Source organism: Nitrobacter sp. NHB1 (assembly GCF_036964665.1).
Lineage (GTDB): Bacteria > Pseudomonadota > Alphaproteobacteria > Rhizobiales > Xanthobacteraceae > Nitrobacter.
This window is the reverse complement of sequence record NZ_JBAMDA010000001.1, coordinates 2448098-2463600: the sequence shown is the minus strand read 5'-3', so window position 1 is coordinate 2463600 and position 15503 is coordinate 2448098. Positions and strand designations below refer to the sequence as shown.

Genomic DNA, 15503 nt, shown 5'->3' with positions numbered 1-15503 from the left:
TTCTCACCATAAATTCCGACCTTCCGGAACGGGCGGGTCTGCGATAGAAGTCGGGCCGGATATCGCAACAAAAGCCCATGACAGCATCATTCGACGTCATCGTGATCGGGGGTGGCCACGCTGGCTGCGAGGCAGCGACCGCGGCTGCGCGAATGGGCGCACGGACGGCGCTCGTGACCCATCGGTTCGCGACCGTCGGTGCGATGTCCTGCAATCCCGCGATCGGCGGACTTGGCAAGGGCCATCTGGTCCGCGAGGTCGATGCGCTGGACGGATTGATGGGTCGCGTCGCCGATGCCGCCGGCATCCAGTTCCGGATGCTCAATCGCCGCAAGGGTCCGGCCGTCCGTGGTCCGCGCGCCCAGGAAGACCGTAAGCTCTATGCCGCCGCGATGCAGGCTGCGATTCGTGAGGCCGCGAATCTGGCGGTGATCGAGGGCGAGGCGGACGACCTGATTGTTGCCGACGGCAGGGTGGCGGGCATTCGCCTGATCGACGGCCGTGCGTTCAAGGCCGGTGCTGTGATCGTCACCACGGGCACGTTTCTGCGCGGTTTGATCCATCTCGGCGAAAAGAGCTGGCCCGCGGGGCGGGTCGACGAAGCGCCGGCGCTCGGCCTGTCCGCGTCCTTCGAGCGCATTGGCTTCACGCTTGGCCGGCTCAAGACCGGGACGCCACCACGGCTCGACGGCGCCACCATCGACTGGGCGGCTGTTGAAATGCAGCCAGGCGACGATCCGCCGGAGCCGTTTTCGGTGATGACCGGCCGAATCACCACGCCACAGATCCAGTGCGGCATCACCCGCACCACGCCGGCGACTCACGAGGCGATCCGGGCCAATGTGCACCGTTCGCCGATCTATTCCGGCCAGATCAGGAGTTCGGGACCGCGCTATTGCCCGTCGATCGAGGACAAGGTGGTCCGCTTCGGCGATCGCGACGGGCACCAGATCTTTTTGGAGCCGGAAGGTCTCGACGTCACCACGGTTTATCCCAACGGGATTTCGACCTCCTTGCCGGAGGAGGTGCAGCGCGCGATTCTGGCAACCGTCCCCGGCCTGACGAAAGTCCGGATGATCCGGCCGGGCTATGCTATCGAATACGACCATGTCGATCCCCGTGAACTCGATCCGACCTTGCAGACCAGGCGGATGCCGGGGCTTTTCCTCGCCGGCCAGATCAACGGGACGACCGGTTATGAAGAGGCTGCGGCTCAGGGGCTTGTTGCGGGGCTGAACGCGGCCTTGGCCGCGGGCGGCGGCGATCCGGTCGTGTTCGACCGCGCCGACGGCTATCTCGGCGTAATGATCGATGACCTCGTAACCCGCGGGATCACCGAGCCCTATCGGATGTTCACCTCGCGCGCCGAGTACCGGCTGACACTGCGCGCCGACAATGCCGATCAGCGGCTCACGGACAAGGGCATTGCAATGGGCTGCATCGGGCCAGGACGCGCGGCCCATCATCGGGCCAAGAAGGCGGCCTTGAGCGCGGCGAAGGCGTTGGCGACATCGCTGTCCATCACGCCAAACGAGGCCGCCCGGCACGGGCTTTCGCTCAACCGCGACGGCCACCGGCGGTCCGCGTTCGAGCTTTTGGCCTATCCCGAGATCGGGTGGGGCGAGGTGGCCGCGATCTGGCCGGATTTGACCGCAGTCGATCCGGGAATCGCCGTGCATCTGGAGATCGATGCCAAATACGACGTCTATCTGAAGCGCCAGACCGCCGATGTCGCAGCATTCCGCCGTGACGAAAGCCTCGTGCTCGCCGATATCGATTACGATGCCGTGCCGGGGCTGTCCAACGAGGCGCGGGCCAGACTGGCGCGCGCCCGGCCCCGGACGGTTGGGCAGGCGGGCCGTCTCGACGGCATCACCCCGGCGGCACTTGGGATTCTGGCGGCCTATTTGCGCCGGGAAGCGCGTAAAGCAAAGTCGGCATAGCCGAAGCCTCAAATCGCGGGACGCCTGTTTCACGTGAAACAACGCTACGGGCGTTGAGCATGACCATCCGGACCTGCCCCGTTCATCCTTCGTCAAGATGGATGCCCCGGACCACGTCCGGGCATGACAACCATAAGCGCCAGGCCCCGGCCGGGCTTGTCGGCCAATGACCGACCGACCGCAGAATGCGGGCAGGCGATTGCAAAACAGATGTGGCCGGGAATCGCACGGTCCCGTATGCTGACGATGACACCATGCCGGGACATCGACAGGCTCAATCACATCTTTCGGCCTCCGACAAGGCGGCCGCGCTGGCGCTGACGCCTGTTTCACATGAAACGGAGGCGCGGCTTGATGCTTACGTCGATCTGCTGGTCCAATGGCAGACAAAAACCAATCTCGTTGCGCCGTCGACTCTGCCGCAGCTCTGGACCCGCCATATTGCGGATTCGCTTCAGCTTCTGGCGCTGGCGCCGCAGGCGAAACGCTGGGCCGACTTCGGCAGCGGCGGCGGTTTTCCCGGCGTGGTGCTGGCCTGCGCGCTGGCCGACGTCGAGGGCGCCCGAATCGATCTGGTCGAGCGCAACGCCAAGAAGGCGGCATTTCTTCGCGAGGCGATCCGGATCACCAAGGCGCCGGGAGTCATTCACCCGACGGATATCGGGGATTATGTGGACAGGTTGGAGGGCCGGATCGATTGTGTCACCGCCCGGGCGCTTGCGCCTCTACAAATGCTGCTCGGCTTCGCCGAACCTGTGGTGAAGCAGGGCGCCAAGGCATTGTTGCTCAAGGGTCAAGATGTAGAAGCAGAATTGACGGAAGCTACTAAATATTGGAATATTGAGCCTCGTCTTCATTCCAGCCGCACCGGCGGACAAGGCTGGATCGTCGAACTCGATCGCATCGAGCGGCGCGACCGTCCTCCGACCAAGCAGGCATGGCGTCGCGCATGACGATAATTGATGAGATTTATCAAGATGATGGCAAGGATTCCGGGTCCACTGCCGGCCATCCCCGGATCATTTCGCTTGCCAACCAGAAGGGCGGCGTCGGCAAGACCACGACGGCGATCAATCTCGGCACCGCGCTCGCCGCAATCGGCGAGCGCGTGCTGATCGTCGATCTCGATCCGCAAGGCAACGCCTCGACCGGCCTCGGCATCGACCGCCGCGATCGCAACGTCTCCACCTACGACGTGCTGATCGGCGAAGCGCCGCTGCGTGATGCCGTGGTGCCGACCGCGGTGCCGCGTCTGCACATCGCGGCATCGACCATGGACCTCTCCGGTCTGGAACTCGAGCTCGGCACCACCAAGGATCGCGCCTTCCGCCTGCGCGATGCGATCGCCGCGCTCAACGGCAACGCGGCCGACAACAGCGATTACACCTATGTGCTCATTGACTGTCCGCCGTCGCTCAACCTTCTCACGGTCAACGCCATGGCGGCGTCGGATGCGATCCTGGTGCCGCTGCAATGCGAGTTCTTCGCGCTTGAGGGCCTGTCGCAACTGTTGCAGACGGTCGAGCAGGTGCGCTCCACGCTCAATCCGAATCTGTCGATCCACGGCATCGTGCTGACCATGTTCGACTCGCGCAACAACCTGTCGAACCAGGTGGTTGCCGACGTGCGCCAGTTCATGGGCTCGAAAGTCTACGACACCATGATCCCGCGCAACGTGCGCATTTCGGAAGCGCCGTCCTACGGCAAGCCGGTGCTGGTCTACGATCTCAAATGCAGCGGCAGCGAAGCCTATCTGAAGCTCGCGACCGAGGTGATCCAGCGCGAGCGCGAGCTGCGCACGACGCATTGAAGGAACCACTACCTCCGGTCACGGAGGTGGATGAACAAAACGAAACATGCAGGACGTCATTGCGAGCGCAGCGAAGCAATCCAGAAAGCCGCACGAGAACTGGATTGCTTCGTCGCTATCGTTCCTCGAAGGCGAGGAACTGAGCTCCTCGCAATGACGACGCCTGGACAAGCAGGTGTGGAGTGCTGCGCGTGAATCCAAGGGAGCTGGCGATGGCCGACGAAGCGCGTTCGCGACTGGGCCGCGGTCTTGCAAGTCTGATCGGTGACGTCGGCGGCGAGGCCGCACACGCCGAACGCCCGCGCGCGCAGCGCAAGGTGCCGATCGAATTTTTAAAACCCAATCCACGCAATCCGCGCCGCGCATTTGCTGAGGCCGAACTCGGCGAATTATCCGACTCCATCAAACAGCACGGCGTGATCCAGCCGATCGTGGTGCGCCCGGTGAAGGGTGCGCAGGATCGCTTTGAGATCATCGCCGGCGAGCGCCGCTGGCGCGCGGCGCAGTCGGCGGGGCTGCACGAGGTTCCGATTGTCCCGGTGGATGTCACCGATAATGTCGCGCTCGAGATCGCCATCATCGAGAACGTGCAGCGCGAAAATCTCAACGCGATGGAAGAGGCGCAGGGCTATCACGCGCTCGCCAGTGAATTCAAACGCACTCAGGACGATATCGCAAAAATCGTCGGCAAGAGCCGCAGCCATGTCGCCAACATGATGCGGCTGACGAAACTGCCTGACGATGTGCAGGCGCTGATCGCCTCCGGCGAGCTGTCGGCGGGCCATGCGCGCGCGCTGATCGGCGTGCCCGATCCGTCCACGGCGGCGCGGCGAATCGTCGCCGAAGGCCTCAACGTGCGGCAGGCCGAAGCGCTGGCGCATGAGGAGGGCGTACCGGAGCGCAAGCCGCAGAAGGCGCGCGCCGACAGGGTGCAGAAGGACCCCGATACGCTCGCGCTGGAAAAACGCGTCAGCGATGCGCTCGGCCTCGCCGTGACAGTCGATCACAAAAATCCCGGCGGCCTCGTCCAGATCCGCTATCGCGACCTCGATCAGCTCGACGAGATTTTGAAACGGCTGGATTCGAAGGGGTCTTAGCCTCCCTGCTCGTCATTGCGAGCGAAGCGAAGCAATCCAGGCTGCAGTATGAAACAGCCGTGCGTTTATATTGTAGCGAGCAAGCGCAATGGCACGCTTTACACCGGCGTCACGGCGAATTTGCAGCGTCGCATTTTCGAACATCGAGAAAGTTTGGTTGCGGGCTTTTCAAAGAAATACGGGTGCAAAATTCTCGTTTGGTACGAGACGCATGAGATCATGACCGACGCAATTACACGCGAGAAGCAGATAAAGGCCGGTAGCCGTGTGAAGAAGCTTGCGTTGATTGAAGGTCTCAATCCCAAGTGGAACGATCTCTTCGAAACGCTTTTCTAAAGCAGGATGAGGCTGAACCATCATTGCGAGGAGCGCATGCGACGAAGCAATCTAGCTTTTTCTTGTGTCCCTGGATTGCTTCGCTTCGCTCGCAATGACGAAGCTATCCCCTTCTCCGCGCATTCACCGCGATCGACATCAGCGCGCGCTGCGCGATCACCGGCGCCAGCACCGCCTGCTTGCGCGCCTCCAGCGCTGCGACCGCAAGCTGATCCATCACCTGGACCAGCCGCGCGGTGCTGAAGTTGCGCAACGCCGTTTCCACCGCCGTCTTGCGCGAAAAATGCAGCCGCGGAAATCCGCTCTCGGCTGCCGATGAGGCCGACGCGCCGCCCGCCATCGCCAGCGCCGCCTTGTGCAGGGAGGCGACCTGACGTTGCGCGGCCAGAATGACGAGGCCCGGATAGGTGCCGGCGACCATGGCCTTGGCGAATTCGGTTTCGACCGCGGCCGGCTGTCCGGTGAACGCAGCATCGACGATGGGATCGAGCTTGAAATCGGATGCATCGGAGACGACAGCCATCACGTCAGTGAGCGTGATCTCGCGCTGGCCATGGGCATAGAGCGCGATCTTGCGCAGCTCGTTGCGCGAGGCCTGACGGTCGCCGCCGAGCAGCGACATCAGCATGGCGCGGGCGTCGGGTGCGATCTTCAGGTTCGAGAGGCGCAATTCCTCGTCGATCAGGCGTGCGAGATCGCGCTCGGTGTCGGGATAGCAGGCGATCGCCACCGCGTTCTTCGCGCGCTCGCAGGCCTTGCGCAGCGGCGCTTCGGGCCGTAGCTCGCCGGCCTCGATCACGATCCGGCAATCCTGGATCGCGGAGTCCACAAGCGCATCGACGCCGCCGGCAAAACTGCGCGATCCGGCCTTGACGCGGATGGCGCGGCGGCCGCCGAACAGCGGCACCGTCATGGCTTCATCGACAAGACGCGACGGCTCAGTGGCGAGATCGTCGCCGTCGAGCCGCACCAGCGAAAACGGATCGTCGGGATCGTCGACGGCCGAGGCCATCAGGGCGTCGGCGCGCTCGCGCACCAGACCGGCGTCGGGGCCGTAGAGCAGGATGATCGGGCGTCCGGGATCGGGCCGGGCGAGAAAGCTGTCGACGTCTTTTCCGCGCAGCGCGACCATGTTCAGCCTGTACTTATCATTCGGTCATTGCGAGGAGCTCAGTTCCTCGTCTTCGAGGAACGATAGCGACGAAGCAATCCAGTCCTTCTATGCGGCCCCTGGATTGCTTCGCTTCGCTCGCAATGACGAAACAGCAAATGCTGCCCATCGAAAAACTGTAATTGGATCAGGTGCCGGCGTAGAAGAACGACGCCAGCCGCGTGTTGATGTTGTCGGCGATTTCCTGCGCGGCGCGGTCCTCCGCATCACGGAACGCGCGGGCACGCGCGAAACGCTGGAGCTGGCCGGGAATGTCGTAGGAGGTGCGGGCAAAGGTGCTCGCGCTCAGGACGGTCTTGCCGGTTGCGACCTCGATCAACTGGTAGCTCGCGTCGATGCCGTAGCTCTCGTTGGAGGGCAGGGCGGTGCGAGGATCGAGCATCAGCGACGAGCGGCTGGTGGTGAAGCGGATCTTGAGCTGGTGCGTCGGCGGTGCGCCGGTGGCGCCGCCGTAAAGCTTGAACGCGAGCGCGTTGCGGATGGCGACCCCGATCCGGGCATCGCGGGACGCGTTGGGCTTGTCGATCGGCAGAAGTTCGACGCCCATCAGCTTGTCGCGAAGGGCAGGGCTGCCGTCCGCGTGCTCGGCATACATCGGATGGAAGCAGCCGGCCGTCAGCGCCGCCAGCACGGCAACGACGCCCAGCCGGGCCGCGATGCGCGGATTGACCCATGATCGAGCCGGTCGAGCCGACACCCTACCCCACCACATTCACGATCCTCTGCGGGACGATAATAATCTTTCGGGCCGGCTTGCCGCCCAGGGACTGTTTTACTGCATCAAGCGCCAAAACGGCAGCCTCAATTTCCGGATTCCCGGCGCCGCTCGCCACCGTCACCTCGCCCCGCTTTTTGCCGTTGACCTGCACCGGCAGCTTGACGGTGTTTTCAACCAGCAAATCGCGCTCGATTTGTGGCCAACGGGCCTCCGAGACCAGGCCGGTGTGCCCAAGCGCCTGCCAGCATTCCTCGGAGAGATGCGGCATCATCGGGCTGAACAACTGGACCAGAATGGTGGCCGCCTCGCGCAGGCTCCAGGCCAAATCCGGCGCAAGGTCGGGCTCAACAAGATCGGACTTGCGGGTGCCGGCGCGGGCGAGAGTCTCCGCCAGCGTGTTGGCGAACTCGCGGATGTTGGCGAGACAGACGTTGAAGTGCAGCCGCTCGATGCCGGTGGAGACCTTGTCGAGTGCGCCGTGGGCCGCCTTGCGCAACGCCAGCGCATCAGTGCCGAACGCCGCCGGCTTGGCTTGCGGCGCGGTCTTGCCGGCCTCGGCCGATTCGTTGACCAGCCGCCATAGCCGCTGCATGAAGCGCGACGCGCCCTGCACGCCTTCCTCGCTCCAGATCACGTCGCGATCCGGCGGCGAGTCCGACAGCATGAACCAGCGCGCGGTATCGGCGCCGTAGCTGCCGATGATGTCGTCGGGATCGACGGTGTTGCGCTTCGACTTCGACATCTTCTCGACCGCGCCGATCTCGACCGGCTCGCCGGTGGCGGTCAGCGTGGCGCGGCGTCCGCTGCCGGCGACTTCGATCCTGACCTCGTCCGGCGAGGCCCAGCCGCCGCCGGGTTTGCGGTAGGTTTCGTGCACCACCATTCCTTGCGTGAACATGCCCCTGAACGGCTCGTCCATACTGAGGTGGCCGGTGGCCTTCATCGCGCGGGTGAAGAAGCGCGAATAGAGCAGATGCAGGATCGCGTGCTCGACGCCGCCTATGTACTGATCCACCGGCATCATGCGGTTGGCGATTTCAGGTGTGGTTGGCGCGGTCTCGTTCCACGGATCGGTGAAACGCGCGAAGTACCACGACGAATCGACGAAGGTGTCCATGGTGTCGGTTTCGCGCGTGGCGTTGCCGCCGCATTGCGGACAGGCGACGTGCTTCCAGGTCGGATGATGGTCGAGCGCGTTGCCGGGTTTGTCGAACGTCACATCCTCCGGCAGCGTCACCGGCAGATCCTCGTCCGGCACCGGAACCACGTCGCATGTCGGGCAATGGATCACCGGGATCGGGCAACCCCAGTAGCGCTGGCGCGAGATGCCCCAGTCGCGCAGGCGGAAGTTCACCTTGCGCTCGCCGACCGGCATGTTGCCGCGCACTTCGCTTTCCAGCCGCTTCGCGACTTCTTCCTTCGCCGCCTCGGCGGTCATGCCGTCGAGGAAGCGCGAATTGATCATGCGGCCGTCGCCGTCGTAAGCGGTGTCGGTAATGACGAAGCTCGCAGGGTCCTGTCCCTCGGGGCAGACCACCGGCGTGTTGCCGAGGCCGTACTTGTTGACGAAGTCGAGGTCGCGCTGGTCGTGCGCCGGACAGCCGAAGATGGCGCCGGTGCCGTATTCCATCAGCACGAAATTCGCGACATAGACCGGCAGCGTCCAGTTCTCGTCGAACGGATGAATGGCGCGGATGCCGGTGTCGAAACCCATCTTCTCCGCGGTGTCGATCTCGGCCTGCGCGGTGCCGCGCTGTTTGCATTCAGCGATGAATGCGGCGAGCGCGGGGTTGTTCTTCGCTGCCGCTTGCGCCAGCGGATGATCCGGCGCGATCGCCATGAACTTCGCGCCGAACAAGGTATCGGGCCGCGTGGTGAAAATCTTCAGTTCACTTTCGCCGGCAGGCGTTGTCGCCGGATCGAGCGCGAAGCGGATCAACAGGCCCTCGCTGCGGCCGATCCAGTTGCGCTGCATCAGCCGCACCTTGTCGGGCCAGCGGTCCAGCGTGTCGAGCGCCTCTAACAGTTCCTGCGAATACTTGGTGATCTTGAAGACCCACTGGTTCATCTCGCGCTGCTCGACCACGGCGCCGGAGCGCCAGCCGCGCCCGTCGATCACCTGCTCGTTGGCGAGCACGGTCATGTCGACCGGATCCCAGTTGATCTTGCGCTTTTCGCGTTCGGCGAGACCGGCGCGGAGGAAATCCAGGAACATCTTCTGCTGATGCTTGTAGTAGGCGGGATCGCAGGTCGCGAATTCCCTTGCCCAGTCGAGCGAGAGCCCGATCGACCGGAGCTGCTTCTTCATTGCCTTGATATTGTCGTAGGTCCACGCCTTGGGCGCGACCTTGCGCTCGATCGCGGCGTTCTCGGCGGGCAGGCCGAAAGCGTCCCAGCCCATCGGGTGCAGCACGTTGTAGCCCTTGGCGCGCATGTAGCGCGCGATCACGTCGCCGAGGGTGTAGTTGCGGACGTGGCCGATGTGAATGCGCCCGGACGGATACGGGAACATCTCCAGCACGTAGTATTTTTCGCGCGGGTCGTCGTTCTTGGTCGCGAAGATCGCCTGCTCGTCCCACGCGGCTTGCCAGCGCGGTTCGGCGTCACGGGCGTTGTAACGGTCTGAGGTCATGGAATCGCAGTGTTTTTCGTGATTTGCGGGCGTCAAAAAGATGGCGCGACTAGGCCATGAAAGCGGACCGGGGGTCAACGGGGCGGACGCGCGTTGCGGTGCGGTTTGCAACCGGTGTGGTTTTGCGGTGTAAGCGGGAGACCTCCCCCTTTCCCGAGTGACCCAATGGCCGACCTCTCCGCTTTCCCGATCACCCGCCGCTGGCCGGCCGCCTATCCGGATCGTCTTCAGCTCTATTCGGTGCCGACGCCCAACGGGGTGAAGGTCTCGATCATGCTGGAGGAGATCGCGCTGCCCTACGAGCCGCATCTGGTCGATTTCGGCAAGGACGAGCAGAAGAGCCGTGAATTCCTGTCGCTCGATCCCAACGGCAAGATCCCGGCGATTCTCGATCCCGACGGCCCCGGCGGCAAGCCGCTGGGCCTGTTCGAATCTGGGGCGATCCTGCAATACCTCGCCGAGAAGACCGGACAATTGCTGCCGGCGGACCCGGCGCGGCGCTGGCAGACCATCCAGTGGCTGCACTTCCAGATGGGCGGCGTCGGGCCGATGTTCGGTCAGGTCGGGTTTTTCAACAAGTTCGCGGGCAAGGATTTCGAGGACAAGCGCCCGCGCGATCGCTATGTGGCGGAATCGAAGCGGCTGCTCGGCGTGATGGACGCGCATCTGGCGACACATCGGTGGTTTGCCGGCGGCGACTACTCCATCGCGGATATTGCGATGCTCGGCTGGGTGCGCAATCTGATCGGGTTTTACGAGGCGCGCGAGATCGTCGGGTTCGACCGCTTCCGCCATGTCGCGGCCTGGCTGGACCAGGGCCTGGCGCGGCCGGCGGTGCAGCGCGGCCTCGCGATTCCGGCGCGGGTGTAGGCGGGGCGGCTTAATCAAGGCGGCTGAATCAAAATGACCACTGCTGACGGGGTGCCCGCAACAAGCAGTCTTGCTTCTGTGGAAGCCGGTATCGTCCGCGCCTGCCGGGATGCGCGGCGCGAACGCTGCTCGGTGACGCTGGTGGCGGTGTCGAAAACCTTCGATACGGACGCGATTGCGCCGGTGATTGCAGCGGGGCAGCGGGTTTTCGGCGAAAATCGCGTGCAGGAGGCCAAGGGAAAGTGGCCAGCTTTGATGGCGAAGCATCCCGGCATCGCGCTGCATCTGATCGGTCCGCTGCAATCGAATAAGGCCAGGGAAGCCGTCGCTCTGTTCGATGCCATCCATTCGGTTGACCGCCCGAGCATTTGCGGAGCCTTGGCCACGGAAATCGCCCGGCAAAACCGGCGGCCGAACCTGTTCGTGCAGATCAACACCGGCGAGGAGCCGCAGAAGGCCGGCATCGCGCCAGCGGATGCCGACGATTTCATTGCGCGATGCCGCGACACCTATGGCCTCACGATCGCCGGCTTGATGTGCATTCCGCCGGTGGATGACGCGCCGGCGCCGCATTTCGCGCTCGCCGCCAAGATCGCCAGACGCAACGGGCTGACACAGCTCTCGATGGGCATGAGCGCGGACTTCGCCGTCGCGATTGCCCTGGGCGCGACCCACGTGCGGGTCGGCTCGGCGATTTTCGGGACGCGGTGATCTATAGCTGACCGTCATCCCGGCAAAGCGCACTTGCGTGCGAGCCGGGACCCATAACCACCGGCGTTTGTCGGTTGGAAAGTGTCGGCCACGAGTGCCGGTTTTCAGCCGCGATGGTTCGGCGTATGGGTCCCTGCTTTCGCAGGGACGACGCGGAGTGTGTGGCGATGCCCTCGGTAAGTCACCCGATCTCGATCCGTGTTTGCGGCCCGATCCGCCGCAACAGCCGCAGCATTGCGGGCTGCGTCATCGCCACGCATCCGGCGGTCGGGCCGAAGTTGTCGCGCGCCAGATGCAGGAACACGGCGCTGCCGCGCCCGGCGATGCGGGGGCGGGTGTTGTGGTCGATCTCGATAATGAAATCGTAGAGATGATCCTCGCGCGTCAGCCGGTCGCCGGTCGCGTTACGCGTCAGCCGGATCGGCCGGTTGTAGCGCCGGTCGGCGGGGTCTTCACACCAGGCGTCGGTTGGCGTGATGGGGCGCACCGGCAGCAACGTCCGCGGCCGCGGGTGCCGGTCGGGGCGCCACCATAGCCGGATGGGCCGGAAAATCCCCTTTGGGGTGCCGCCATCGCCCTCGCGTTTGTTGGCCCGGATGCCACCTCGGCCGAGCGCCACCGGAGAAGCCTGACCCTCCGCGATCAGCCAGCCCCGCTCCGGCCGGCCGGCCGCGGCCCGGACAAGGATCGCCGCGAGCGGCCGATCACGGAAATGTGTCGTGCAAGGCGTTGAAAAACCTGAGTTTCGCATGGAATGAGAAGGTCTCCGCCCGCTCTGCGGCCGAAACATTGGTCCTGCACGTCATTACAGCAACATTCGTCCAAATTCCCGCCGGTTCTGGAGTAGACTCCATTCGGATCGTGAATCGCATCAGGTTCATAGGTCCGGACGAATCACGACTTGCACACCTGATTATGAAGTGTGGCTGGTGTTGTCGCCGGCTGTTCCGCCGCCAGAAGGATCGCATCAATGGCCAACGCCCGCAAAATCCTGATCGTGGACGACGATACCGATCTGCGCGACACGCTGGTCGAGCAGTTGTCGCTGCATGAGGAATTCGAGGCCTCCGCGGTTGACACGGGCGCCAAGGGCGCCAGCGCCGCCAAAGCCCATTCGCCCGATCTCGTGCTGATGGACGTCGGCCTGCCCGATACCGACGGGCGCGAGGTGGTGCGCAGCCTGCGCAAGGGCGGATTCAAGGCGCCGATCATCATGCTCACCGGTCACGATACCGATTCGGACACGATTCTGGGTCTTGAATCCGGCGCCAATGACTATATCGCCAAACCGTTCCGCTTCGCGGTGCTGCTGGCGCGCATCCGCGCGCAGTTGCGCCAGCATGAGGCCAGCGAGGACGCGGTGTTTTCGGTCGGGCACTACAGTTTTCGGCCCGGCTCCAAGATGCTCACGACCGCCAACGCCAAGAAGGTGCGGCTGACCGAGAAGGAGACCGCGATTCTGCGCTTCCTGTACCGGGCCGGGCAGATGCCGGTGTCGCGCGAGACGCTGCTGCAGGAGGTGTGGGGCTACAACTCCGGCGTCACCACCCACACGCTGGAAACCCACATTTACCGGTTGCGCCAGAAGATCGAGAAAGACGCCGCCAATCCGGAGATTCTGGTGACGGAAGCCGGTGGCTACAAGCTGGTGCCGTGATACTTTTGGGTTGACGATTCGTATCAGCTCTCGTCAAAACAGCTTTTAGGCGGTCCCCGCATGGATCGCCGAACCGGTTTGGCATGTCGATCGACGATGACGTTGTCCTGCTTGAGCGCGTTGCGACCCTGCGCCTGTTGGGCGCCGAGGCGTTGCGCGTGCTCGCCATCGGCGCCGAACAGCAGCAGTTCGCCCGCGGCTCGATCCTGTTTCGCGCCGGCGACGAGGCGGACGCAGGATACGTCGTTCAGGAAGGCGGCTTTCGCATTCATGTCGGGGACGGCGGCGATCGGGAAGTCGTCGCCGAACGCGGCACGCTGATCGGCGAGCTGGCCCTGATCGTTCCGATGTCGCGGCCGGCCACCGCGACCGCGCTGGAATATTCGATGGCGATTCGCATTCCGCGCACCCTGTTCCTGCGCGTGCTCGACAGCGATCCCGCCGCCGCGCGCCGCCTTCGCGACGAACTCGCCAACCGCACCCGGCAGGCGACCGACGATATCCTGACGGCATCGGCGAAGCTGAGTAGCTAGACTAGAGCCGGGCTGCGTTGCGTATCCCAACCGGTGTCGAAGTTAGACCTCGATCACCGCCGTCACCGGCACGTGATCGGACGGACGCTTCCAGCCGCGGGCGTCGCGGGTGATGCGGAAGTCCCGGATTCCGTCGCGCAGCGCCTCCGAGACCCAGATGTGATCGAGCCTGCGGCCGCGGTTGGCGGCAACCCAGTCGGCGGCGCGATAGCTCCACCACGTATAGACTTTCTCCGACATCGGAATCCGTTCGCGCGCGATGTCGACCCAGTTGCCGTGATTCTGCAAGCCGAGCAGCTTCTCGCATTCGACCGGCGTGTGCGAGACGATCTTCAGGAGCTGCCTGTGCGACCAGACGTCGTTCTCATGCGGCGCGACATTGAGGTCGCCGACCAGGACATGCCGGTCGCCGCCCTGCGGATGCAGCGGTGCGCAGGCTTTCATCTCGTCGAGGAATTGCAGCTTGTGGGCGAACTTCGGATTGAGCGCGGGATCGGGAATGTCGCCGCCCGCCGGCACATAGAAATTGTGCAGCAGCAGCGGCGCGGCGAGACCCGCCTCGCCGCCGAAGGTCACGCCGACATGGCGCGAGTCGATCTTGTCGCAGAAGGTGCGGATGTTGCTGGCGTCGAACGGCAGCTTTGAGACCACGGCGACCCCGTGATAGCCCTTCTGCCCGTTGAGCGCGACGTGCTCGTAGCCGAGCCGGCGGAAGCGTTTCAGCGGAAAGGCGTCGTCGGGGCATTTGGTCTCCTGCAGGCACAGCACGTCGGGGCGTTGCGCCTTCAGAAACTTCGCAACGAGGTCGATGCGCAGCCGCACCGAATTGATGTTCCAGGTCGTGAGGGTGATCTGCATGGATTTCTGGCGAAGCCGTCGACAAGTCCAGAGCTATTCCGGCTTTGATGGAATCAAAGCCGGGCTCCAGCTATTTGTTTGACGCGTTTTCTTTATGCGAACCGGTACCCACTTCGCTCGAAAACGCTATAGTGCCGTCATACGCCGGCCTGACCCGCGTATCCATCACTATTCGACCTGTGAGATTTTTGGATGGATCACCGGGGCAAGCTCGGTGATGACCTTGTGCGCGTCGCCGCGCTCAATTGTTCGGCGTCGGATACCGGGTATAGTCGATCTTGAACAAGGCGGGATCGAGTTTCGCCGTGGTGTTCAGATTGTAGATCGCCACCGTGGTGTCGTACCCTTGCGGATCGGTCACGGTCCACTGCTTGAGCTTGCCGTCCTTGGCGCCGACCATCAGCATGAGGCGGGAGGTGCCGACCAGTGCCTGCTTCTCCTCGATGGTGACGCTGATGTAGAGATTGTCCGACGTCACGCTGACGACGTTGGTGTCCTTCATCAGGTCGATGCGATCCGACAGCAGATAGCGCAGCGGCGTCTGCGACAGCGGATAGATATCCTGGGTCGCGAGCTTGGTGTCGCGAACGACGAGCGAGGTGCCGTCGGAGATCATCGCGATCGGCGACGGAGGATCGTATTCGAACCGTACCTTGCCCGGCTTCTGGATGTAGAATTCGCCGGTCGAGCGGCTGCCGTCGGGGCCGACCTGCACGAAGTTTCCGGCCAGCGTGTGCAACGAGGACAGATAGGCGCTGACTCGCGCCGCCGCCGCCTTCTGATCCGCGCTGAAGGTTGCGAACATATTTGCCGGCACGTTGCGGCGCCGGTCGGGAATGATCGGGTCGGGCGGTTGCGTGGTCCCGGTGACCGCCGGTTCGACGCTGCCCAGAAGTTTCGCCGTGGGCGCGCTGTCGCGAGCCTTCGGGGCCGGGTGCGGAATCGGAACGGCCTGCGCCAGGGCAGGCAGAATTACGGGCGGAATTAAAAGACCTGCGGTCAGCGCCGCAGCGAGCCAGACCGCACCGGCGCGCGCGCGAATGCGGATCGGACGGCGGGCCGCGGATGAATGTGTCACGTGTCTGCTCAATGTCTCGTCCTGTCCGCCCGAAGTGTTCCTTTTACAGCGCTTCGCGCCGCCGCGGATATCGCTTTTTCCCGGGCGAG

15 protein-coding genes are annotated in these 15503 nt (G+C 64.0%); 9 read left to right on the top strand and 6 right to left on the bottom strand.

The window, feature by feature from the left end:
- Positions 1 to 77 precede the first annotated feature (77 nt).
- From mnmG to V4R08_RS11455, 5 genes are all read left to right on the top strand, one after another.
- Positions 78 to 1943 carry a tRNA uridine-5-carboxymethylaminomethyl(34) synthesis enzyme MnmG gene (mnmG, locus tag V4R08_RS11475; protein WP_335579474.1) on the top strand — a complete coding sequence of 622 codons (1866 nt, stop codon included), beginning with the start codon at positions 78 to 80 and terminating at the stop codon, positions 1941 to 1943.
- 254 nt (positions 1944 to 2197) lie between these two features.
- The gene (gene rsmG, locus V4R08_RS11470) at positions 2198 to 2896 is read left to right on the top strand and encodes a 16S rRNA (guanine(527)-N(7))-methyltransferase RsmG (protein ID WP_335579473.1); all 699 of its coding nucleotides are present in this window, start codon (positions 2198 to 2200) and stop codon (positions 2894 to 2896) included.
- A complete protein-coding gene (locus tag V4R08_RS11465) occupies positions 2893 to 3753 on the top strand; it encodes a ParA family protein (protein ID WP_335579472.1) in 861 nt (286 codons plus the stop codon). The genes rsmG and V4R08_RS11465 overlap by 4 nt, the downstream gene beginning before the upstream one ends.
- A gap of 212 nt (positions 3754 to 3965) precedes the next feature.
- Positions 3966 to 4850, top strand: coding sequence for a ParB/RepB/Spo0J family partition protein (locus tag V4R08_RS11460; protein ID WP_335579471.1), 885 nt, complete (start codon positions 3966 to 3968; stop codon positions 4848 to 4850).
- A 48-nt stretch (positions 4851 to 4898) separates the two neighbouring features.
- Entirely contained in the window at positions 4899 to 5186 is a 288-nt protein-coding gene (locus tag V4R08_RS11455) for a GIY-YIG nuclease family protein (protein WP_335579470.1), read from the top strand.
- A 103-nt stretch (positions 5187 to 5289) separates the two neighbouring features.
- On the opposite strand, the gene holA is transcribed toward V4R08_RS11455, so the two are convergent.
- The 3 genes from holA to leuS form a co-directional block, all read right to left on the bottom strand.
- Complete coding sequence (gene holA, locus V4R08_RS11450) at positions 5290 to 6318, bottom strand: DNA polymerase III subunit delta (RefSeq protein WP_335579469.1); 1029 nt, start codon at positions 6316 to 6318, stop codon at positions 5290 to 5292.
- Positions 6319 to 6484: 166 nt separating this feature from the next.
- A complete protein-coding gene (gene lptE, locus V4R08_RS11445) occupies positions 6485 to 7069 on the bottom strand; it encodes an LPS assembly lipoprotein LptE (RefSeq protein ID WP_335579468.1) in 585 nt (194 codons plus the stop codon).
- Positions 7056 to 9707: a leucine--tRNA ligase gene (leuS, locus tag V4R08_RS11440; protein ID WP_335579467.1), complete on the bottom strand. Its 2652-nt coding sequence runs from the start codon at positions 9705 to 9707 to the stop codon at positions 7056 to 7058. The genes lptE and leuS overlap by 14 nt, the downstream gene beginning before the upstream one ends.
- A 165-nt stretch (positions 9708 to 9872) precedes the next feature.
- On the opposite strand from leuS, the gene V4R08_RS11435 reads away from it, so the two are divergent.
- Together V4R08_RS11435 and V4R08_RS11430 are read left to right on the top strand one after the other, a co-directional pair.
- Positions 9873 to 10577: a glutathione S-transferase N-terminal domain-containing protein gene (locus V4R08_RS11435; protein ID WP_335579466.1), complete on the top strand. Its 705-nt coding sequence runs from the start codon at positions 9873 to 9875 to the stop codon at positions 10575 to 10577.
- A gap of 33 nt (positions 10578 to 10610) precedes the next feature.
- A complete protein-coding gene (locus V4R08_RS11430; RefSeq protein ID WP_335579465.1) occupies positions 10611 to 11288 on the top strand; it encodes a YggS family pyridoxal phosphate-dependent enzyme in 678 nt (225 codons plus the stop codon).
- Positions 11289 to 11469: 181 nt separating this feature from the next.
- Here the strand turns inward: V4R08_RS11430 and V4R08_RS11425 are convergent, their stop codons facing one another.
- Entirely contained in the window at positions 11470 to 12039 is a 570-nt protein-coding gene (locus V4R08_RS11425) for a L,D-transpeptidase family protein (RefSeq protein WP_335579464.1), read from the bottom strand.
- A 219-nt stretch (positions 12040 to 12258) separates the two neighbouring features.
- Here V4R08_RS11425 and V4R08_RS11420 point away from each other — a divergent pair, with 219 nt between their 5' ends.
- Positions 12259 to 12945 (top strand): response regulator transcription factor, encoded by a 687-nt coding sequence (locus V4R08_RS11420; RefSeq protein ID WP_335579463.1) that lies wholly within the window; start codon positions 12259 to 12261, stop codon positions 12943 to 12945.
- A gap of 83 nt (positions 12946 to 13028) precedes the next feature.
- Complete coding sequence (locus V4R08_RS11415; protein ID WP_335579462.1) at positions 13029 to 13478, top strand: cyclic nucleotide-binding domain-containing protein; 450 nt, start codon at positions 13029 to 13031, stop codon at positions 13476 to 13478.
- Positions 13479 to 13520: 42 nt separating this feature from the next.
- Here the strand turns inward: V4R08_RS11415 and V4R08_RS11410 are convergent, their stop codons facing one another.
- Complete coding sequence (locus V4R08_RS11410; RefSeq protein ID WP_335579461.1) at positions 13521 to 14336, bottom strand: exodeoxyribonuclease III; 816 nt, start codon at positions 14334 to 14336, stop codon at positions 13521 to 13523.
- 241 nt (positions 14337 to 14577) lie between these two features.
- Complete coding sequence (locus V4R08_RS11405) at positions 14578 to 15339, bottom strand: outer membrane lipoprotein carrier protein LolA (protein ID WP_335580254.1); 762 nt, start codon at positions 15337 to 15339, stop codon at positions 14578 to 14580.
- Positions 15340 to 15503: the final 164 nt, after the last annotated feature.

Bases quoted from the DNA above. Each gene is read 5' to 3' on its own strand.
- mnmG (WP_335579474.1), top strand. From the start codon at position 78: ATGACAGCATCATTCGACGTCATCGTGATCGGGGGTGGCCACGCTGGC.
- V4R08_RS11460 (WP_335579471.1), top strand. From the start codon at position 3,966: ATGGCCGACGAAGCGCGTTCGCGACTGGGCCGCGGTCTTGCAAGTCTG.
- V4R08_RS11455 (WP_335579470.1), top strand. From the start codon at position 4,899: ATGAAACAGCCGTGCGTTTATATTGTAGCGAGCAAGCGCAATGGCACG.
- V4R08_RS11430 (WP_335579465.1), top strand. From the start codon at position 10,611: ATGACCACTGCTGACGGGGTGCCCGCAACAAGCAGTCTTGCTTCTGTG.
- V4R08_RS11415 (WP_335579462.1), top strand. From the start codon at position 13,029: ATGTCGATCGACGATGACGTTGTCCTGCTTGAGCGCGTTGCGACCCTG.
- V4R08_RS11435 (WP_335579466.1), top strand. From the start codon at position 9,873: ATGGCCGACCTCTCCGCTTTCCCGATCACCCGCCGCTGGCCGGCCGCC.
- V4R08_RS11420 (WP_335579463.1), top strand. From the start codon at position 12,259: ATGGCCAACGCCCGCAAAATCCTGATCGTGGACGACGATACCGATCTG.
- leuS (WP_335579467.1), bottom strand. From the start codon at position 9,707: ATGACCTCAGACCGTTACAACGCCCGTGACGCCGAACCGCGCTGGCAA.
- V4R08_RS11410 (WP_335579461.1), bottom strand. From the start codon at position 14,336: ATGCAGATCACCCTCACGACCTGGAACATCAATTCGGTGCGGCTGCGC.
- V4R08_RS11425 (WP_335579464.1), bottom strand. From the start codon at position 12,039: ATGCGAAACTCAGGTTTTTCAACGCCTTGCACGACACATTTCCGTGAT.
- lptE (WP_335579468.1), bottom strand. From the start codon at position 7,069: ATGTGGTGGGGTAGGGTGTCGGCTCGACCGGCTCGATCATGGGTCAAT.
- rsmG (WP_335579473.1), top strand. From the start codon at position 2,198: ATGCCGGGACATCGACAGGCTCAATCACATCTTTCGGCCTCCGACAAG.
- V4R08_RS11465 (WP_335579472.1), top strand. From the start codon at position 2,893: ATGACGATAATTGATGAGATTTATCAAGATGATGGCAAGGATTCCGGG.
- holA (WP_335579469.1), bottom strand. From the start codon at position 6,318: ATGGTCGCGCTGCGCGGAAAAGACGTCGACAGCTTTCTCGCCCGGCCC.